Source organism: Comamonadaceae bacterium OTU4NAUVB1, assembly GCA_024372625.1.
Lineage (GTDB): Bacteria > Pseudomonadota > Gammaproteobacteria > Burkholderiales > Burkholderiaceae_C > Variovorax.
In genome coordinates this window covers 464,204-484,323 of record CP099603.1, presented here as the reverse complement: position 1 = coordinate 484,323, position 20,120 = coordinate 464,204, and the positions used below count along the sequence as shown (strand labels likewise).

At 63.5% G+C, this 20,120-nt stretch carries 19 protein-coding genes; 15 read left to right on the top strand and 4 right to left on the bottom strand.

Annotation, left to right across the window (positions count from 1 at the left end):
- The first annotated feature begins 59 nt into the window (after positions 1–59).
- From NF681_02125 to NF681_02105, 5 genes are all read left to right on the top strand, one after another.
- Positions 60–311 carry a sulfatase-like hydrolase/transferase gene (locus NF681_02125; GenBank protein ID UST52403.1) on the top strand — a complete coding sequence of 84 codons (252 nt, stop codon included), beginning with the start codon at positions 60–62 and terminating at the stop codon, positions 309–311.
- 761 nt (positions 312–1,072) lie between these two features.
- Complete coding sequence (locus tag NF681_02120) at positions 1,073–1,801, top strand: class I SAM-dependent methyltransferase (GenBank protein ID UST52402.1); 729 nt, start codon at positions 1,073–1,075, stop codon at positions 1,799–1,801.
- An 803-nt stretch (positions 1,802–2,604) separates the two neighbouring features.
- Positions 2,605–4,848 carry a multicopper oxidase domain-containing protein gene (locus NF681_02115; GenBank protein ID UST52401.1) on the top strand — a complete coding sequence of 748 codons (2,244 nt, stop codon included), beginning with the start codon at positions 2,605–2,607 and terminating at the stop codon, positions 4,846–4,848.
- Between the two features lie 13 nt (positions 4,849–4,861).
- On the top strand, positions 4,862–5,347 hold the full coding sequence (locus NF681_02110) for a hypothetical protein (GenBank protein UST52400.1): 486 nt from the start codon (positions 4,862–4,864) through the stop codon (positions 5,345–5,347).
- 18 nt (positions 5,348–5,365) lie between these two features.
- On the top strand, positions 5,366–6,385 hold the full coding sequence (locus NF681_02105) for an SCO family protein (protein UST52399.1): 1,020 nt from the start codon (positions 5,366–5,368) through the stop codon (positions 6,383–6,385).
- A 579-nt stretch (positions 6,386–6,964) separates the two neighbouring features.
- Here NF681_02105 and NF681_02100 read toward each other — a convergent pair.
- The 3 genes from NF681_02100 to NF681_02090 all read right to left on the bottom strand — a co-directional run bounded on the left by NF681_02100 (position 6,965) and on the right by NF681_02090 (position 8,680).
- The gene (locus NF681_02100; GenBank protein ID UST52398.1) at positions 6,965–7,750 is read right to left on the bottom strand and encodes a fatty acid desaturase; all 786 of its coding nucleotides are present in this window, start codon (positions 7,748–7,750) and stop codon (positions 6,965–6,967) included.
- A complete protein-coding gene (locus NF681_02095) occupies positions 7,747–8,274 on the bottom strand; it encodes a sterol desaturase family protein (protein UST52397.1) in 528 nt (175 codons plus the stop codon). Before NF681_02095 ends, NF681_02100 begins: the two co-directional genes overlap by 4 nt.
- Positions 8,275–8,515: 241 nt before the next feature.
- Positions 8,516–8,680: a hypothetical protein gene (locus tag NF681_02090; protein UST52396.1), complete on the bottom strand. Its 165-nt coding sequence runs from the start codon at positions 8,678–8,680 to the stop codon at positions 8,516–8,518.
- 308 nt (positions 8,681–8,988) lie between these two features.
- On the opposite strand from NF681_02090, the gene NF681_02085 reads away from it, so the two are divergent.
- The 4 genes from NF681_02085 (at position 8,989) to NF681_02070 (ending at position 11,898) form a co-directional block, all read left to right on the top strand.
- Positions 8,989–9,933: an AEC family transporter gene (locus NF681_02085; protein UST52395.1), complete on the top strand. Its 945-nt coding sequence runs from the start codon at positions 8,989–8,991 to the stop codon at positions 9,931–9,933.
- A 135-nt stretch (positions 9,934–10,068) separates the two neighbouring features.
- Positions 10,069–10,632 carry a cytochrome b gene (locus tag NF681_02080; GenBank protein UST52394.1) on the top strand — a complete coding sequence of 188 codons (564 nt, stop codon included), beginning with the start codon at positions 10,069–10,071 and terminating at the stop codon, positions 10,630–10,632.
- Positions 10,633–10,667: 35 nt separating this feature from the next.
- Entirely contained in the window at positions 10,668–11,243 is a 576-nt protein-coding gene (locus NF681_02075) for a YceI family protein (protein ID UST52393.1), read from the top strand.
- A gap of 79 nt (positions 11,244–11,322) precedes the next feature.
- Entirely contained in the window at positions 11,323–11,898 is a 576-nt protein-coding gene (locus tag NF681_02070) for a YceI family protein (protein UST52392.1), read from the top strand.
- A gap of 40 nt (positions 11,899–11,938) precedes the next feature.
- Here the strand turns inward: NF681_02070 and NF681_02065 are convergent, their stop codons facing one another.
- Complete coding sequence (locus NF681_02065; GenBank protein UST52391.1) at positions 11,939–12,829, bottom strand: 2OG-Fe(II) oxygenase; 891 nt, start codon at positions 12,827–12,829, stop codon at positions 11,939–11,941.
- 217 nt (positions 12,830–13,046) lie between these two features.
- Here NF681_02065 and NF681_02060 point away from each other — a divergent pair, with 217 nt between their 5' ends.
- The 6 genes from NF681_02060 (at position 13,047) to NF681_02035 (ending at position 20,082) form a co-directional block, all read left to right on the top strand.
- Positions 13,047–14,078: an aldo/keto reductase gene (locus NF681_02060; GenBank protein UST52390.1), complete on the top strand. Its 1,032-nt coding sequence runs from the start codon at positions 13,047–13,049 to the stop codon at positions 14,076–14,078.
- A gap of 114 nt (positions 14,079–14,192) precedes the next feature.
- The gene (locus tag NF681_02055) at positions 14,193–14,591 is read left to right on the top strand and encodes a hypothetical protein (protein ID UST52389.1); all 399 of its coding nucleotides are present in this window, start codon (positions 14,193–14,195) and stop codon (positions 14,589–14,591) included.
- Positions 14,592–14,759: 168 nt separating this feature from the next.
- Positions 14,760–16,349, top strand: a complete 1,590-nt coding sequence (locus NF681_02050) for an ABC transporter substrate-binding protein (GenBank protein ID UST52388.1) — start codon at positions 14,760–14,762, stop codon at positions 16,347–16,349.
- A gap of 4 nt (positions 16,350–16,353) precedes the next feature.
- Positions 16,354–17,319, top strand: a complete 966-nt coding sequence (locus NF681_02045; GenBank protein UST52387.1) for an ABC transporter permease — start codon at positions 16,354–16,356, stop codon at positions 17,317–17,319.
- Between the two features lie 49 nt (positions 17,320–17,368).
- Positions 17,369–18,316 carry an ABC transporter permease gene (locus NF681_02040; GenBank protein UST52386.1) on the top strand — a complete coding sequence of 316 codons (948 nt, stop codon included), beginning with the start codon at positions 17,369–17,371 and terminating at the stop codon, positions 18,314–18,316.
- Positions 18,313–20,082: an ABC transporter ATP-binding protein gene (locus NF681_02035; protein ID UST52385.1), complete on the top strand. Its 1,770-nt coding sequence runs from the start codon at positions 18,313–18,315 to the stop codon at positions 20,080–20,082. Before NF681_02040 ends, NF681_02035 begins: the two co-directional genes overlap by 4 nt.
- The last annotated feature ends 38 nt before the right edge of the window (positions 20,083–20,120 follow it).

Below are 20,120 nucleotides of genomic sequence, written 5' to 3'. Positions count from 1 at the left end.
GGTGAATTCCGAGACGAAGTCGCGCGTTCATCGGTTGACCTAAAGCGCTTCGTTACCGGATGCCAGTTCAACCTTTTGGCCGACTGCAGCCACAGCGAGTTGACCAACGCCACGACAACCCCATCGCCCACAGGGACCGCTTCCTCGGACGCACCATCGACTGGCTCAAAAAGCAGTCGGTTCGCCGCGCCACCGGACTTCTCTACTTGATCGACCACGGCAAGTCGCTTGGCGAGTTCGGGCTGTTCCTGCACGGGCTGCGCTACCAGATGGCGCCTGAAATGCAGAAGCACGTGCCGGTGATGGCGTGATTCGACGACGGCCTGCAGGTCCCGCAGCGGGCTGTCGACGGCCTGCCTAAGGCCGACCGCGACACCGCGTCCACCCACGAGAACCTCTCCCGGAGGTCGTCGGTCGCCAGCTTGACGGCCCTGATGCGACCCTTGCCGTTGAAGCCACAGACCAAGATCTGGCGGGCGTCGGTGCCTTGTTCGAAGGTCGTGACCTGCGCGCTCGGCCCTCGCAAGAGGAGCTGCCAGTCTTCATCCACTTACTGGTCTTGCAATACATCGTGCCGGAGATGCCCACAGGGCTCAACACTTGGCACGCTGCCAGAGGTCGCGTGGCGGCGGCATCGACATTGACCATGCCCAGCGTCAGCGTCGAGCCCTCCGACGGGTTCGCATTGGCACGTTGAGTCACCGCATGGGATTCCAGGGCTCCTGTCAGGGCCAAGGCGCACGAATACGACCTCTGTTTTTCGTGTTAGCAGCGGGAGGGAATGGACGGCATCGAGACCTGGCTGCCCTGGCATGCCGTCTAGGCCGTGCGGTTCAAAGCGCGAACGTGTGCATTGGTCTCATTCGTCTGGAGTTGGCCGGCGTGGCATGACTTGCTCTGAACTCAGCGATGCCGGAGCCTGGTGCAGGCCGTGCAACAGCGCCATGCTGCGTCTACATGGGCAGTGACCTCAGATGCACGAAAACCTCATGGTTACCAATTCAGTACACACATTTTTTTGACATCGTTAATTTTCATAAGAAGATAGTTCTAATAATTATGGAGATACGCGATGGAAATGACCTCGATTCCAACAGGAATGACCTGCGCAGGTGTACATCGCACTGTCATCGAGCACTTGCTGCACGAAGATGGGCCAGCGTCTCAGAAACGCATTCTCGACATCCCGTGCGGCAACGCCGATTTGATGTGGTCGCTGCGAAGCTTTTTTCCTGGCGCTGACGTGCGTGGATGTGACCTGACCAAGCCATCAACGCTCCACGACGACGATTTCTCAAGCGTTGATGCCAGTCGACCGTTCCATGTCTTCCCGGAGCGCAAATTCGACCGCATCGTCTCAGTCAGTGGCGTCATGGAGTTCGACAACACCCTGCAGTTCTTCGAGACCTGTCATGCGCACTTGAAGGAGGACGGTCACTTGGTGGTTACCAACGACAACGTGGTGGCGATGCGCGACCGGATCTCCTACCTGTTGCTGGGCAAGACCCGCCGCTTTCAGATGTTCGTGGACATCGAAGCACCGACCTGGAAGTTGATCCCGCTCTACAACCTGCTGCGCGTGCTGGACATGGCTGGATTTCGTCTGCAACGCTTGGAGTACGTTTCCTCCGGCTGGAAAGACTGGCTGCTCCTGCCACTGGCGCTGGTGGTCTATCCGGTTCAACGGCTATACATCCGGCTAACCCGCAACCCGATGTCGTTGGCGCAAAAACGCCACATGTATCCGTTCAAATCCCTGCTTTGCTCCCACTATGTGGTGTTCTGCGACAAGGTTGCTTAGGCACTGTTTGCATGGCAGTCGAGTTCACCCGCTGGCCACTGCAGACAAACGTTGTTGCATGGCTTGTGATCCGTGCCGTGATGGGAGCAGCAGTGTGATCGCACCCAGCAACAAAAAATTATCAGGACTGGGATACCGCAGACAGATCCGACTGGCGGACACCACCACCCTTTCACATTGCAGTTCGCTGATGAGCTGGCTCAGCTCCTGGTTTTGGGGTAGCAGGCAAGTCGAGGCAGCTTCATAGCAAACCCAAGCTTTTTACCAACGCTGCTCTCTCGTTCGCCTGCCTCACGGGGCGTTCCGCCCGGCGTCTGATACAGCCTGCCATTCAAGCAAAAGACGTCTTTTTGCTTCGGCAGGTTGACTGAAGGGTTCTACCGCCAGCATGTGTGTGCAGGGCACCAGCAGGACTCAAGCCTTGCGCTCGCAGCGCGCGCGTTCCCATGGTGATGGTCAGCACTCTTGAGCCTACGGCACGAGCACGCAGTGGCCCGGTAGAACAGCCGGCGACCCTCAGTCAGTTCGACACCCCACCCCCTTGACCTCGTTTTGAGTCGGATTAGGCAAGCGAGTACGAAGGAAATATTACTTTTTCGTAATTTTTTTCACAATTAAGCCTATTATTTGACTGTTCAAAATAACAGTAAACCTAATGGCAGTTCCCGTGGATGTAACTTGAAATCACAGTTTGCTGTGCTTTCGAGATTGTCTAAACCATGCTGCTTTTCATAGCTGGATGACATATCCACTCGATGATTTTCCCGCTTGTCAAGGGTTATCGATTGTTTTGAACCGAGTCAGTGCAAATCGTCAACTCAGCTGCCCAGCGGGCAAGGTCAACCATGTTTCTATCGTCGAAGGCATCCAAACTGCGCATTCAGGAAGCTGAAAACGCGCGTCGCAATCGCCAGGAAATCGTCAAGGCCTTGTCTCATGGCCAAGTGGTCCGCCGTGATCTTTTCAAATGGGGCCTGTTTACGACCGTGGGGGGGTTGGCGCTCAAGCACGGGCTGAGCCCTTTCGTGGGCAGCGCTTACGCATCGTCGTCGGTTCCCACGGGAGCGCCACTGAGCCCGCTGTTCGGCGCTTTGCCGTTCACTCAACCGATGCCGCGTGCCGACCTGATGACGCGCACTCCCAATGCCATGACGGCTTTGAGCCCGGCGCCCATGGCGCAGGCCAACGAAACCTTGCAAGCCCTCGACCCTGCGTTGGTTGCCGCCTACCCCGGTGGAAACATGGGTCCGATCGAAGGCCGTCCACCTGGAACCATCTGGGCTCACCAGCGATGGAACGAGTTCCTGCCCAAGATTGCCGTGACCGCAACGCAAGAAGGTGCGAAGGCAAACCGGGTCTACAACCCGGGTGTGGCGGCCGGTCTGAATTCCAACATCGATCCGGCTGCATCGATCCCCGTGCGGTTCCATCCAAGAATGCCCATTCAGGACATCAACAGCGTGTGGACCTTCAATGGCACGGTACCGCCCAAGCTGCTGCTCAGTCGCTACGGCGAACCGGTCCTCTTCCGGCATCACAACAAGCTGCCGTTCGATCCGAAACAGAACAAAGGGTTCGGCCGCCACACGATCAGCACCCACGAGCACAACGGCCACCACGGCGCCGAGAACGACGGTTTCACGGGTGCCTTCTTCTTCCCCGGTCAGTTCTACGACTACCACTGGCCGCTGGTGCTTGCCGGCTTCACAACCATCAACACGGCAGCGACCGACATCCGCGCTGGAACGCCCAACGGCAGCGGCGGTATTACGAAAATTCCGGGAGACTGGACCGAAACGATGAGTTCGCACTGGTTTCACGACCACATGTTCGAGTTCACGGCACAGAACGTCTACAAGGGCAATTGCGCGCTGCACAACATCTACAGTGCGGTCGACCGCGGCAATGAGGCCATCAACGACGGCGTCAACTTGCGGCTGCCCAGTGGCACCGCCAAGGACTGGGGGAACCTCGAGTACGACGTCAACCTCATGCTGGCCGACAAAGCCTTCAACGCCGATGGTCAGATGCACTTCGACATCTTCGATACCGAAGGCTTTCTGGGTGACCAGATCACGGTGAATTTTGCGTACAAGCCCTACTTCGAGGTTGAGCGTCGCAAGTACCGCTTCCGCATCCTCAACGGCGGCGTGGCGCGCATGTACAAATTGATCTTGAGCGACTCCAAGCCGTTCTACATGATTGCCAACGATGGCAACCTCCTGCCACAGCGACTGCTCATGACCTCGACCGACATCATGGGCGTGGCCGAACGCTACGACCTCGTGATCGACTTCTCCCAGTGGAGCGTGGGCAGCAAGGTGCGCATGGTCAATCTGGCGGAACACAGTGACGGCAAACTCGTGGACAAAGTGCTTTCACTGAGCGAGGCCCTGTCCGGTGAGTCTGATGATCCAGGCGTTGGTGCCTTCCTGGAGTTCCGAGTTGTCCGGGACCCGGCCAGGCCCGATATTAGCCAAGTTCCACTGAACTTGGTGCCGAACCCGTCGCTGTCGGCGCCAGTTGCGCGTGAGCGAGTGTTTGAATTTGGCCGTGGTGCCAACCAGACCCTGCCGGAAACCCACAACCCGCCCACAGCATCACAAGGGCCCTGGGGGATCAAGACCGATGGCGGCGCCATGCTGGCGGCGGCCTTCAACCGGATTACATCTCAGCCGAAGTTCAATACCCGCGAAATCTGGACCTTGAAAACAAGTGGCGGATGGGACCATCCGATCCACATCCACTTCGAGGAAGGCCAGATCATTTCGCGCGATGGCAGTGCTGCCAACGTGCCGAAATGGGAGCGGGGTCGCAAGGACGTCTACCGGCTGCGCCCGGGCGGCGAGATGAAGATCTCGATGCAGTTCCGCGACTGGGGCGGCATGTTCATGGAGCACTGCCACACAACAACGCACGAGGACCATGCCATGTTGATGCGCTGGGACATCAGCAACGCTGGATCACCTTTCCTGCAACCGTTGCCAACCCCCATGCCGCGTCCTCAGGGCGTGACCTTCACAGCTGCGGCTGAAGTCCTTCGCTAAAGGAGCGCACGTCATGAAGCATCAACTCGACGTTCGCCGGGCCCTCGCACTTCTTTGTGTGGCCCTCGCACTGCCGCTCGCATCAATGTCGATTCAGGCGCAAAACCGAATGAACCCGAAGGCTGTGGGCGTTACATCTCAGGGCAACGCTGGCAACGCTGGCAACGTCGAGGCTGTTCGGTTTGAAGGACAAGCGACGGTCAACAGCCGTTTGGCCTCTGATCCTGACTTCGGCAACCCGACACTGATCATGCTGTTCGACTTGACGGGCGTGACTGGCACTGGTGCGCAAAGTGGCACGAAATATGTGCTCACCACCCAGGAACACATCATTCGACCCCTTACAGCAAATCACAATGTCGAATTCACTTTCCCTATGGCAACGGATGAAGATGCACCGATTTCCCGGGTGCGTGTGGGCTCTGCGCGTTTTGTCATGAACGTCGACACATCGACGGGTGCAATTACATCGCTCAATGCGGTTTTGACGCCGCGCTGAAAGACTAGGAAAAAGATCATGCGCTTTTTCAGCAAAACAACCGCTTTGAGCGTTGCGGGGATGGCGCTGCTTGCAGCGGCTTTGCTTTACGCTGAAGGCGCATTTGAGCGCAAGCTGTGGGGAGCGGATCATTTCCCGAATGTCGTGCTGACAACGCAACATGGCAAAAAAGTTCGTCTGTACGATGACTTGATCAAAGGCAAAGCGATAGCCGCCAACACCTTTTTCGCAGGCTGCGGCGACGTTTGCCCACTTGGCACAGCCAAGATGCTTGAGTTGCAACAGCTTCTGGGTGATCGGGTAGGAAAAGACATCTTTTTCTATTCGATTAGCATCGACCCATTCAACGACACTCCGGAGCTTTTGAAAGCGTATGCCGATCGTTTCGACATCGGGCCAGGCTGGCTGTTTTTGACGGGCACTGAAAAGGATGTGCAGATCGCCACGAAAAAACTTGGCCTTGGCACACTGCAGGCAACCTCGCCGCGTGACAATCACAGCACCACCCTCATGGTGGGCCACGAGCCAAGCGGCCAGTGGATGAAAAACTCGGTCACGGACAATCCACGTTTTGTGGCTGGCAGCATTCAAACCTTTCTCGGCTGGCCCGATCTGTTGAAAAGCCAGAACTACGCCAACGCAGCACCGCTGCAAGTCACCAACGGCCAATTCCTGTTTCAAAACGGATGCGTTGCATGCCACAGCATTGGCGGTGGGGACAAGATCGGTCCTGACCTGCTTGGCGTTACGGAGCGTCGACAAAGCAAATGGCTTGAGCAGTTCGTGCTGGTACCCGATGAAGTGCTCGCATCAGGCGATGTCATTGCCAATGATTTATTGAAGAAATACAAGGGTGTGCGCATGCCTAATCTCGGATTGTCCCGGGAGGACGTGCATGACATTCTTACGCATATTGAAACCAAAACGGCTGAAGTGCGTGACCAACAAGCTTTGGCAGCACCTCCGCCTAAGCCTGTAAGCATACTTAGTGCTGAGCAAGCTTTGAAGCCAGTGATTCAAGCCACAGACACGAAGTAAAGCATGACAAATTACATTGCAAGACGGCCATCGGTGCATGGACGCTCGCTGTCCACACAAACTGGAACGCGCAGGGTCGGGTCCTGCACGAACTCAAGGTCCTTTAGAGGCATGACACCTTGCGATGACACGCAGGAAGCCCTTAGTGCGCAGGAACCGGGCTCGACGGCCGAGTGGGGATCTTCGGATTAGCCCTGCTGGCCCGCAAGCGTGAACCGAGCGCTCCCGATGGCAAGGATTTGAAACGAGTGGATCGGTGGCTGGGTCAATGGGCCCACTGGATGTGGCTGGAAACGCCGCTGCCCATGGTCAGTTCGATGTGGGCATACAACCATCGCCGATCGAGACAACGGAGACGTTCTCAAACTATTTTCTCGACGAAATTGGTCGATTGGACGGATGGACGACCATTACCCAGTCCTTGCACTTGAAGACCACATTCATCTCGATGTAGAGGTCGGTCACATCGAAGCCTTCCCTCGCTGCCACTGGCTATAGCACGGGTGTGAAATTCTCAGTCGTCATGGCCCAAGTTCCTAGAACTTGGATCGTTCGTTCCCAACAAGGAGGAAGCGGCTTTTACTCACGATTCTCAGTTGGCGGGCATTCACTTGATCTTTTGTGGAGTGCACGACGATGCGCCGGCAGACCCCACCATGGCGTTCCAGGAGACAAATGATGCTCGTGGTGATAGCCGCTGAAATGAAAGCAGGTCAATAGCGACACCAAAGGGCTGACTTTGACGCTGTAGGCGCGATGGGCGTCCGCGAAAGGTTCCGCGCGCTCGCGGTGTGGCAACCAGGTACCGAAAATGAACAGCTGTGCCACGGCTCCTAGCGCCGGCACTGCCCAAAAGATAACAATATTCTCGAGCTTGGCATCCAGCAGCACGATATAAAACAATGCCATGACAGTGATCCGAACAATCTGCCAGTGCGAATAGTAGGTGCGAAAAAACTGGAGAAACCATCCCGTCAGGCTTGAATCGCCATTGTGAAAATCGGGGTCTCCGGAGCGACCTGTCTGCTTGTGGTGAAGATGATGCCGAGGGAGCAGTGCACCATAAGACAAGCAGGCGTAGAGCGAGAGACATGTTGCACCGATCCACCGGTTCAGCGTCGGATGATGCGGTGCGATCGCACCGTGCATCGAATCATGGGCGACGATGAACAAGCCGGTGCTGAGCCATGTCTGGACGACGACCAAGACGAGGGCGATCGGAACGGACGCCAGGCTCCAATGCCAGAAAAAGATGCCGAGTATGTGGATCGTGAGCCAAGCCACGACGATCGCAGCTGCCAGCGAAACACCGACCCGCATTTGGCGCAGCGCGCAGCCCGGCTTTTCACGATGTGCCGAGGTCATTTCGTTGCAACCGGTGGGTCGACGTCGGCGATCGTGGCAGGGCGTTGTCTACGACGCTGTGGGTCGGCGTTCGCGCGCAACTGCGCCTTCAGCGTTGAAGGTTTTGGAGCAAACAGAAAACCGTGGCTGACCGTGCCGTCTCTGCCATGAACGGCATGATGCAGGCGGTGCGCCTGCAATATCCTCTTGAAATAACCTCGCTTCGGCACCCAGCGAAATCCTCCGCGCTGATGCACAAGCAGATCGTGAACGAAGACATAGATTCCGCCATATACCGTCATGCCAAGGGCGGCCCACCACAGAGGCTCCCACCACCGGCCAACGATGAACAGGAGGATCGGGACGATCGCGAACACGATCGCGTACAGATCGTTTTTCTCGAACCATCCTGAATGCGCTTCGTGATGCGACTTGTGCCAAGCCCATCCCCAGCCATGCATGACATAGCGATGCGCCACCCATGCGAAGCATTCCATGAAAACAACCATGGAAGCGACGATCACAAGTTTCGAAAGCAAAGTCATCAGACCTGGACTTCCAAAAAAACCACAATGTGACTCGGGGGTTCAATGACGAATTTCACAAAATCCTCTTTTGCTTGCAGCGGAAATCATTTTCGTAAAGGCACGCCTTTGCGCCGTCCACAGCATCGTCGCAGCGGCTGGGCCACTCATCTTGCCAGCCTTGTCGTCATGGAGGCTGCGTGGGGTTGATCATCCAACACTGGCGGCAAAAAGCATGCCGGATCCTTAGGGTTGCTTCTGCTCAAGCAGCGGATGATCTGCCCGATGACACGGCGCCCACCGCAGCGATCGATGCGGTGACTTGAGCGGCCAGCGCTTCGCTGTCCACAGGCATCAAAAACAAGATCGGAAGCGCGATTGACTTCGTGGTGTCGACGACGGCTACACGCAAGACGACGATGGACACCCTCGCATCTGGATCCTCAGGCCGAAGCCATCGATGAGCTGGTAGGAACGCGGGAGGCGATGGCAGAGCAGGATCACCAGAATTTGTTCAAGCAAAAGCAGGGCGGCGAGCCACCAGTCTCACCGAAACACCCTCGAGGTGGGTTGTCCACCGAATACGCCGTGCTCCCGGTGCGTCAGCGGATCATTGGACCTCGGTTTTCTGAAGGGCAACGCCGGCAGGTGATAGAAACCTGGACGCCGTGATGCAAATGGCGGACCCTCGGCCACACGTTTCCCGACCCATTCGATCAAGCCCCGCGCGCTCCCATGCTCCAGACGTTCGCCATCACCGGCCCGATCTACGTGGTCATCGCGCTGGGCTTCGCGGCGGGCCACCTAGTTTTCAGCAAGCCCGACATGCGCGTGCTGGGCACCTACGTGGTGCGCTTCGCGCTGCCCGCGCTGGTGTTCACCGCCCTGTCCCAGCGCCCTGTGGGCGAGGTCCTCAACGCGCGCTACCTGCTCGGCTACGCGGTGGGCTCGCTGGCCATGATGATGGCCGCGCTGCTGTGGGCGTGGCGGGTCCAGGGCAAGCCATTCGCGCTCAGCGCGCTGTGCGGCCTGGGCGTCTCCAGTTCCAACAGCGGCTTCATCGGCTACCCCATCGCCATCCTGGTGGCCGGTCCCGCGCCCGCTGCGGTGGGCCTCGCGATGTGCATGCTGGTGGAAAACCTGCTGATGATCCCGCTGACCCTGGTTATGGCCGACAGCGCCCACGCCGGTCCGGGGCGGTGGTACCGCATCGTCCTGCGCTCGCTCGTCCAGCTCTCGCGCAACCCCGTCATCCTCGCCATCGTCGGGGGCGTGGCCGTCTCCCTCACTGGCCTCACCATCACCGGCGTCCTCGCCCGCTCGATCAACATGCTCGCCATGTCCTCGGCGGCCGTGTCGCTGTTCGTCATCGGGGGCACCCTCGTGGGCCTTAAGACCAAGGGCATGCGCCGTGACGTGAGCGCCATCGCCCTGGGCAAGCTGCTGCTGCACCCGCTGGCCGTGGGGGTCATGATGTGGCTGGTGCCTCCGGCGGACCCCGCGCTGCGCGCCGCCGCCGTCGTCTTCGCGGCCACCCCGATGCTCAGCATCTACCCCATCCTGGCGCAGAAGTACGGCTTCGAGGACCTGTGCGCCGCCGCCCTCCTGCTCGCCACCGTGCTGTCGTTCGGGACCATCAGCGTCGCGATCTGGGTGCTCGATCACCCGCTGGGGTGGTAGGCATCCCGCACAGGGTTCAAAAAATTCGAACCCTGGCGTCAACGCGATTCAACGTGGCGTGCCCGGGCGCTCTTAGACTCCGGCGACCGCCACACCGGCGTGACGCTCCGCCCGCAAAACACCGCTCCCATCGACATGAAGACCGCTCCGATGTCCCCTGCCCGCTACGGGTCCACGGCGATCACCCTGCACTGGCTGATGGCCGTGGCGCTCGTGGGCATGTTCGCGGTCGGCTTCTACATGACGGGGCTGCCGTTCTCCCTGCAACGACTCAAGCTCTACAACTGGCACAAGTGGGCCGGCGTCACTGTCCTGGTGCTGGCCACGCTGCGTCTGCTCTGGCGGCTCACCCATCGCCCGCCGGCCCTGCCTCGGGAAGTGGCTTCGGCCATGCCGGGCTGGCAGCATGTCGCGCACCATGGCGCGCACACCCTCCTCTACGCACTGTTCTTCATCGTCCCGCTGGTGGGCTGGGCCTACAGCTCGGCGGCGGGCTTCCCCATCGTATTCCTCGGCGTCCTGCCGCTGCCGAGCTTCGTGCCGGTGAATCCGGCGCTGGCCGAGGCCCTCAAACCCTGGCACTGGATCACGGCCTACACACTGGCCGCACTCGTCGCGCTGCACGTGGCGGCGGTGGCCAAGCACCAGCTCATCGACCGCGACGGCCTGCTGCGACGCATGCTGCCAGGCCGCGGCTGATCTCCGATCCATCCTCGAACGACCCTCTCAGACGCATGAAATATTCAAATTCCTTGAGCAGCCTGGTGCTCGCCTCCGTGGCCCTTCTGGGTGGCGCATCGGCCTTCGCCCAGCAGGCCCTGGTGCCGGCGCAGAGCCAGATCACCTTCACCAGCAAGCAGATGGGCGTGCCGGTGGAGGGCCAGTTCAAGAAGTTCAACGCTCAGGTCGCGTTCGATCCAGCCAAGCTCGCCGCCAGCCGGATCGCGTTCACCGTCGACACCGGCAGCGCCACGCTGGGCGTCAAGGAATCCGATGCCGAACTGCCCAAGGCACCGTGGTTCAACGTGCCGAAGTTCCCAGAGGCCACCTTCCAGTCAACGGCCATCAAGTCGCTCGGCGGCGGCCGCTACGAAGTGGCCGGCAAGCTCGCCATCAAGGGCAATTCGCAGGACGTCACCGTGCCCGTCGCGATGACGCAGAGCGGCGCCACCACCACGGCCATCGGCAGCTTCGTCATCAAGCGCCTGGCCTTCAACATCGGCGAGAACGAGTGGGCCGACACCTCGATGGTGGCCGACGACGTGCAGGTGAAGTTCAAGCTCGCCCTGACCGGCGTGGGCAAGGTCTGAGCCCTGCCGCCCCGCCACCTTCTGTTTCCTCCCCTCCCGGTTCCCGGTTCCGTTTCTTCACAACCCTGAGATCCCCGACATGCGCCACACCCTCCTCGCCCTCGCCGCCCTGACCACCTTCGCCACCGGTGCGGTTCACGCCCAGAGCGCCACCTATGCCGTGGACCCGAGCCACACGTTCGCCACGTTCGAGATCGGCCACTTCGGCGCCAGCGTGAACCGCGGCCGCTTCGACAAGAAGGAAGGCACCGTGCAACTGGACAAGGCCGCCAAGACGGGCAAGGTCGAGCTGACGTTCGACGTCACCTCGATCAACACCGGCACGCCCCCGTTCGACAAGCACCTGCAGAGCGCCGACATCTTCGACGCCGCGAAATTCCCGACCGCCAAGTTCGTCGGCGACAAGTTCACCTTCGACGGCGACAAAGTGGTGTCCGTCTCGGGCGACCTGACGATCAAGGGCAAGACCCAGCCAGCCACTTTCAAGGCCAACCAGTTCGCCTGCTACCAGAGCCAGATGCTCAAGCGCGAAGTCTGCGGCGGCGACTTCGAGACCACCATCGACCGCACCCAATTTGGCGTCGACTACGGCACGGCGTTCGGCATGCCGAAGAACGTGCGCATCGTGGCGCAGATCGAAGCCGTCAAGCAGTAAGCCGACGGGGCGGCGGCGGCCAGCGCGCCGCCGGTCGCGTTCACGGCCGCTTGAAGCGTTTCATGGCCTTCCACACGAGCGGAGGCGTGAGCAGGCGCAGGGCCTTCTTGGCGCGGTCGGTGCGCCGGGTGTGCATGAAGACCGAGACGGCCTCGTCGGGGTCCTGGCGCCCGGCCTTGGGGCTGGTGTAGAAGTAGGCGGCCACCGAGCGGCGCTGGACGCCCTCGGGCGGGCACAGCGCGCCGGGGTGGCCGTGGTAACTCGCCGGGCCGTGCGGCAGGACGAGGGTGTGGCCGAACTGCGGGCTCACGCGCGCGCGGCACTGCCCGTCCTTGGCGTCCCACAGCTCCAGCACCCCGCCCCAGGCATCCTGCCAGTCGTGGTTGAGGTAGGTGATGCACACCATCTCGTTCTTCAGCCCGACGTGGGGGTGGTAGTTGAAGTCGCGGTGGATGGCGAAGGTGCCCCCGACGCGGCTCTCGTGGAGGCCCCCGCCGAAGCGCTGGGGGTCCGTCAGCAGGTAGGGCGTGCCGCTCACCGCGGAGAGCCAGCGGGTGAACCAGCCCGACTCGATCAGGTCGAAGTAGACCTGGGAGGCCGGCCCGAGCGCGGCGCCCAGCTCGGAGCGCCGGGTGGACTCGTAGCCGCTGGTGACGTCCTTCCAGCCGTCGGCGGGGCGGTGGTCGAACTCCTCGCGCACCAGCTCGAGCAGGGCCGGGTTGAACAACCCCTCGAGGACCAGGTGGGCGAAGGGCGTGGCCGCCTTCAGGCGCTCGTGCAGCCGCGCGGTCGCCTCGGGCGTGAAGAACGCGGCGTCCACCAGGTCCTCCATGCGCAGGCGCACCCCGCGGATGCTCAGGAAATCCACCGCGCGCTCGGCGACCACCCGCAGAGGCGGTGGCGAATCGGGAAACGACAACTGTGCCGACATTGACAGTCACTCCAGTGCTTCGACCCCGTTGTTGGATGATTTTTGAGGTCTGAAGTTTTCAATTGGATGCCGTCCGACTTTGTACCGCAATCCTTTGTATTACCAACACGGTGTTGAATTCATGACTTAGTGCACAACGCAACGATCTTTCAACCCGTTACCGTGCGACGCGTGGTCATGCCGCGCGCCGCTTCTCACCTCCCCTGGAATTCTCACCATGCGCAACCATCCCCTGGGCCGTACCGGCCTCTTCGTGTCCGAACTCTGCCTGGGCACCATGACCTTCGGCGGCACCGGCGAGATGTGGAGCAAGATCGGCGACCTGCAGCAGGACGATGCCGAACGGCTCGTCGGCCAAGCGCTGGACGCCGGCATCAACTTCATCGACACGGCCGACGTGTATTCGGGCGGCCAGTCCGAGGAGATCACCGGCCGGGCACTGAAGAACCTGAAGGTGCCCCGCGACAGCGTCGTCGTCGCCACCAAGGTGTTCGGCGAGACCGGACCCGGCCCCAATCAGCGGGGCCTCACCCGCAGCCACGTCCTCGACAACGTCAAGAAAAGCCTGGCTCGCCTGCAGCTCGACCACATCGATCTCTACCAAGTCCACGGCTTCGATCCGGCCACGCCGATCGAGGAGACCTTGCGCGCCCTCGACCAGCTGGTGCGCCACGGTCACGTGCGCTATGTCGGCGTCTCCAACTGGGCGGCCTGGCAGATCGCCAAGGCGCTGGGCATCTCCGAACGGCTGGGGCTGGCACGCTTCGAATCGCTGCAGGCCTACTACACCGTCGCCGGACGGGACCTCGAACGCGAGCTCATTCCGATGCTGCGCAGCGAAGGCGTCGGCCTGATGGTGTGGAGCCCCTTGGCCGGTGGTCTGCTCAGCGGCAAATACGGCCGCGACCAGCCGGGCGCCCAGGGCGACCGCCGCACGCAGTTCGACTTTCCGCCGGTCGACAAGGCACGCGCCTTCGAGGCCGTCGATGTGATGCGCCCGATGGCCGAGGCGCGCGGCGTCTCGGTCGCGCGCATCGCGCTGGCGTGGCTCCTGCACCAGCCGCAGGTCACCAGCGTGATCGTCGGGGCCAAACGCCCCGATCAGCTGGCCGACAACATCGGCGCGACCGAGGTGACCCTGACGGCCGAGGAACTCGAGGCCATCGGACGGGCGAGCCAGCTGCCGCCGGAATACCCCGGCTGGATGCTCGAGCGCCAGGGCGCCACGCGGCGCGCCCAGATGGGCTGAATGCCGGCTGCGGTGCCACGCCGGAAAACGCGTCCACCGCGACGACCGCCAGGAGACGCGTGCTTTAGCTAATGCTAAAGTCGTACTTCCGGCCGTTCTTCTCAAGGGAGCGCCATGAACAGAGACACTGAAAGCGTGGCGATGACCGAGACGACACGGGGTCCCCTGCAGGACAAGATCCTGCGCACCTGGACCTTCTGGATCCGCAGCGACCTGCGCGAGGAGTGCCGGCTGCACCTCGAGGCCACCAAGCTCAAAGAAATGAACGCCGCCCCCGGCAACGAACGCGCGACCGCCGTGTTCCGCGACCTGGGCGACGGCTCGACCGAGGTGGCGGTGGTCTCGATCTGGACCTCGATGGACATGATCCGCCGCTATGTCGACATCACCGACATGCAGCCGTCCATCGATCCGGCCGACCGTCCCAAGCTGCTTGACCGCGAGCCTGTGGTGCGCCACGAAATCATGACCGACGAGGACGTCTTCTCGCTGCTGCCAGCGGAGTGGCGCTGAGGGGGTCCGCCCTCCGCGTCCGAGACCTGAGGAAGAGCCCGGCGACCACGGGGACGGGCATGGAGAGCTTTGCCTTCGATGGTACAAAGCTTGCGTTGCGGAAAGATTGCCGTGCGGCACTTTTCCGCCCTCCCCGCTTCTCATCCCCTGCCTCCGGAAGTCTCCTCCATGATCCGCAAACTCCTCGTCACGGCCCTGCTGGCCGCCGGCCTCGCGCAGGCCTCCCTGGTCCAGGCCGAGACCATCCGCTGGTCGCGTTCCAGCGACGCCGCCACGCTCGATCCGCATTCGGTCAACACCGGCACCAACATCAACATCTCGCACCAGATCTACGAGCCGCTGGTGCTGCGCGACATCAAGGGCAAGCTGATCCCGGCGCTGGCCACGTCGTGGAAGCTGACGAGCGATCCGTCGGTGTGGGAGTTCAAGCTGCGTCCCGGCGTCAAGTTCCACGACGGCAGCCTGATGACGGCCGACGACGTGGTGTTCTCGCTCGACCGCGCGCGCGCGCCCTCCTCGGGCATGAAGGCACTGCTGGCCTCGGTGGCCGAGGTGAAGAAGACCGACCCGATGACGGTGCAGGTGCGCACCAAGGGCCCGAACCTGATCTTCCCCGACAACCTGGTCAACATCTTCATGGTCAGCGCCGCCTGGGCGAAGGCCAACAAGGCGGAGGTGCCTCAGGACGAGAAGAGCAAGGAGGAGAACCACTTCACCCGCCACGAGAACGGAACCGGGCCCTACGTGCTGGCCTCGCGCGAGCAGGACAGCCGCACTGTCTTCAAGGCCTTCCCGCAGTACTGGGGCAAGGGCGAGGCACCGATGCAGGTCACCGAGCTGGTGCTGATGCCGATCAAGTCCCCGGCCACGCGCGTGGCGGCGCTGCTCTCGGGCGAGATCGACATCCTGCAGGACGTGCCGGTGCAGGACGTGGCGCGCCTGAAGGCCGACCCGAAGCTGCGCGTGAACGAGGGTCCCGAAAACCGCACCATCTTCCTGGGCCTGAACGTGGGCGCCGAGCCGCTGAAGAACGCGGACGTCAAGGACAAGAACCCGCTGGCCGACCCCCGCGTGCGCGAAGCGCTGAACCTGTCGATCGACCGCGACGCGATCCAGAAATCGGTGATGCGCGGCCTGTCGGTGCCCACGGGCATCATCGCGCCGCCCTTCGTGCACGGCTACGAGAAGGCCTTCGACACCTACCCGAAGGCCAACGCGGCGCAGGCCAAGAAGCTGCTGGCCGACGCCGGCTATCCCAACGGCTTCGGCATCACCCTGCACTGCCCGAACGACCGCTACGTCAACGACGAGGCGATCTGCACGGCGCTGTCGAGCTTCTTCGGCCGCATCGGCGTGAAGGCCACCGTCGCGGCGCGGCCGATCGCCATCCACAGCGCGGCCATCAACGCGGCCGACAGCGACTTCTACCTGTTCGGCTGGGGCGTGCCGACCTTCGACTCCGCCTACGTCTTCGACTACCTGGTGCACACGCGCGGCAAGGACGGCCGCGGCCCGACCAACGCCACGCGCTACAGCAACCCGGCGCTCGACGCGAAGATCGCCGGCCTCTCCTCGGAGAGCGACAAGGCCAAGCGCGACGCCGCGATCCACGACATCTGGACCACCGTGCAGAAGGAGCGCATCTACATCCCGCTGCACCATCAGGTGCTCGACTACGCCATGGTGCGCAAGATCGACATCCCGGTGGACCCGATGAACTACATCTTCTTCAAGAACGCCAAGGTCGCAGCGAAGTAGGCGGATGCTGGCGCATCTGATTCGCCGCCTGGGCCAGTCGGTGCTGGTCCTGCTGGCGGTGTCGTTCATCTCGTTCATGGTGTTCCGCCACCTGGGCGACCCGACCATCAGCCTGCTCGGCGATGACGCCACGCTGGCCGAGCGACAGGCCGTCACCGCCGAGCTGGGCTTCGACCGGCCGGTGCCGGTGCAGTACCTGCGCTACGTCGAACACGCCGTGCGCGGCGATTTCGGCATCTCCTACCGCCTGAAGCGGCCGGTGATCGAGGTCATCGGCGAGCGCCTGCCCGCGACGCTGGAACTGGCCTTCGTCGCCGCGCTGCTGGCGGTCGTCGGCGGCGTGGCGCTGGGGGTCTACACCGCGATCCGGCGCGACGGCTGGCTCAGCCGGGCGCTGATGACGGTGTCGCTGGTGGGCGTGTCGCTGCCCACCTTTCTGATCGGCATCGGACTGATCTACGTCTTCGCGGTGGAGTTGCGCTGGCTGCCGTCCTTCGGACGGGGCGACACGGTGACCATCGGCGGCTGGACCACCGGGCTGCTGACGGCATCGGGCTGGGCATCGCTGGTGATGCCGGTGTGCACGCTGGCGCTCTACAAGCTGACACTGATCATGCGGCTGGTGCGCGCGGAGATGCTGGAGGCGCTGCGCGCGGACTACGTGCGCTTCGCCCGCGCGCGCGGCCTGCCCGAGCGGCGCATCCACTACGGCCACGCCCTTCGCAACACGCTGATCCCGGTCGTGACGATCGCCGGGCTGCAGATCGGCTCGCTGATCGCTTTCGCCATCGTCACCGAGACGGTGTTCCAGTGGCCCGGCGTGGGCCTGCTGTTCATCTCGTCGATCCAGGCGGTGGACGTGCCGATCATCGCCGCCTACCTGCTGCTGATCGCGATGCTCTACGTGGTGATCAACCTGGTGGTGGACCTGGTCTACCTGCTGGTCGACCCCCGCCTGCGCGGACGCTGAAACCCCTCCCGCGCGCCACCCGCTCCCGAGAACCCGCCCCACCTTGCCCATGCCCTCTCCCACGCCCGCCTCCGACCTTCCCCCACCGCGCACCCGCTGGCGCGACGCCGACTCGCCCGTGCTGCGCAGCTTCGCGCGCTCGCCCGGGGTCCAGCTGGCCGTCGCGGTGCTGGGGCTGCTGCTGGTCGCGGCCGTCCTAGCGCCGTGGATCGCGCCACAGAACCCGTTCGACCCGGCCGGGCTGGAACTGCTCGACGCCTTCACCCGGCCCGGCGCGGCCGGCCTGGGCGGCGGCACCTACGTCCTGGGCAGCGACGACCAGGGTCGCGACGTCTTCTCGGCCATCCTCTACGGGCTGCGCATGTCGCTGCTGGTGGGGGTGTCGGCGGTGGCCCTGTCGCTGGCCATCGGCATCCCGCTGGGGCTGGTGGCGGGCTACGTCGGCAGCTGGTTCGACACGCTGGTCATGCGCGTGGCCGACATCCAGCTGACCTTTCCGGTGCTGCTGGTGGCGCTGCTGATCTTCGGCATCGCGCGCGGTGCCCTGCCGGCGGGCTATCGCGATGACATGGCCATCTACGTGATCGTGCTGGCCATCGGCCTGTCCGACTGGGTGCAGTACGCACGCACGGTGCGCGGCGCGGTGCTGGTGGAGAAGCACAAGGACTACGTGGCGGCGGCGCAGATCATCGGCCGCTCGCGCACCGCCATCCTGGTGCGCCACATCCTGCCAAACCTGCTGGCACCGGTGCTGGTGATCGCCACCATCAGCTTCGCGCTGGCCATCGTCACCGAATCGACGCTGTCGTACCTGGGCGTGGGCCTGCCGCCGACCCAGCCCTCGCTGGGCACGCTGATCCGCATCGGCCAGGGCTTCCTGTTCTCGGGCGAATGGTGGATCCTGCTGTTCCCGGCGCTGGTGCTGCTGGCGCTGGCACTGTCGGTCAACCTGGTGGGCGACTGGCTGCGCGACGCCCTCAACCCCAAGCTGCAATGAACGGCGCACCGCGAGCGACACCGGCGGAGCCGGTCCCGACCCTGCGCGTGCGCGACCTGGGCGTGGCGTTCGACACCTACAAGGGCACCGTGCAGGTGCTCCAGGGCGTGTCGTTCGACATCGCCCCGGGCGAGATCCTGGGCGTGGTGGGCGAATCCGGCGCGGGCAAGTCGATGACCGGCAACGCGGTCATCGGCCTGATCGAGCCGCCCGGGCGCATCAGCGCCGGCACGGTCGAGCTGCAGGGCGAACGCATCGACACCCTGCGCGGCGAAGCCCTGCGCCGCCTCCGGGGCCGGCGCATCGGCATGGTGTTCCAGGACCCGCTGACCAGCCTGAACCCGGTGCTGACCATCGGCCGCCACCTGATCGAGACGCTGCGCCTGCACCTGCCGCTGTCGGCCGCCGCCGCCAGGCAGCGTGCCATCGAACTGCTCGCCGACGTCGAGATCCCCGATCCGGCCGCCCGCCTCGACCAGTACCCGCACCAGTTCTCCGGCGGCATGCGCCAGCGCGTGGCGATCGCGCTGGCGCTGTGCGCCGAGCCCGACCTGCTGATCGCCGACGAGCCGACGACCGCGCTGGACGTGTCGGTGCAGGCGCAGGTGATCCGCGTGTTCCGCCGCGTCTGCCGCGAGCGCGGCACGGCCGCCCTGCTGATCACGCACGACATGGGCGTGATCGCCGAGGCCGCCGATCGCGTGATGGTGATGTACCGCGGCCGCGTGCTGGAGACCGGCGCGGTGCGCGAGGTGCTCGACCATCCGCGCGAGCCCTACACGCGCGCGCTGATGGCGGCCATCCCGCCGGTGCACCGGCGCCTGCGCCGGCTGCCGGTGCCGGAGATCAACGCCGACCTCGCCGTGTCCGGCACCCCGGCACCGCAAGACAGCGGGACGCCCGGCGCACCGATCGCCGTCACGGCCGCGGCCACGGCGGCGCCGGACGAACGCCCGCTGGTGCAGGTGCAGGACCTCGCGCGCGAGTTCGACCTTTCGGCGGGCTGGCTGGCGCGCACGCTCGCGCGTGCGCCGAGGAAGGTGCTGCGCGCGGTCGACGGCGTGAGCTTCGACATCGCGCGTGGAACCACCTTCGGGCTGGTGGGCGAGTCCGGCTCGGGCAAATCGACCGTGGCACGGATGATCGCCGGCCTCACCCGGCCCACCGCCGGTCGCGTGCGGTTCGACGGCCTCGACCGGTGGGGCGGCGCGGCGGAGACGGCGGCGCTGCGCCGGCGCTTCCAGATGATCTTCCAGGACCCCTACGCCAGCCTCGATCCGCGCTGGCGCGTCGACCGGCTGATCGCCGAGCCGGTCGAGGTGCTGGGCCTGGCCGGCAGCGCCGAGGAGACCGCCGAGCGCGTGGCCGACGCCCTGCGCCGCGTGCGCCTGTCGCCCGACGACGCGCGCAAGTACCCGCACCAGTTCTCCGGTGGCCAGCGCCAGCGCATCGCCATCGCGCGCGCGCTGGCCAGCCGGCCCGAATTCATCGTCTGCGACGAGCCGACGTCGTCGCTCGACGTCTCGGTGCAGGCCCAGGTGCTCAACCTGATGCGCGACCTGCAGGACGAGTTCGGCCTGACCTACCTGCTCATCAGCCACAACCTCGCGGTCATCCGCCACATGTGCGACCACGTCGGCGTGATGCAGCGCGGCCGGCTGGTCGAACAGGGCGCGGCCGAGGCGGTGTTCGAGGCGCCGGCCCACGCCTACACGCGCGAGCTCATGGCGGCCGTGCCTTCCGCCGACCGGGTGCGGGTCGACTGAAGCGGAGCGGCCGGCCGGCGGGCCGGCGCGGCGTTGAC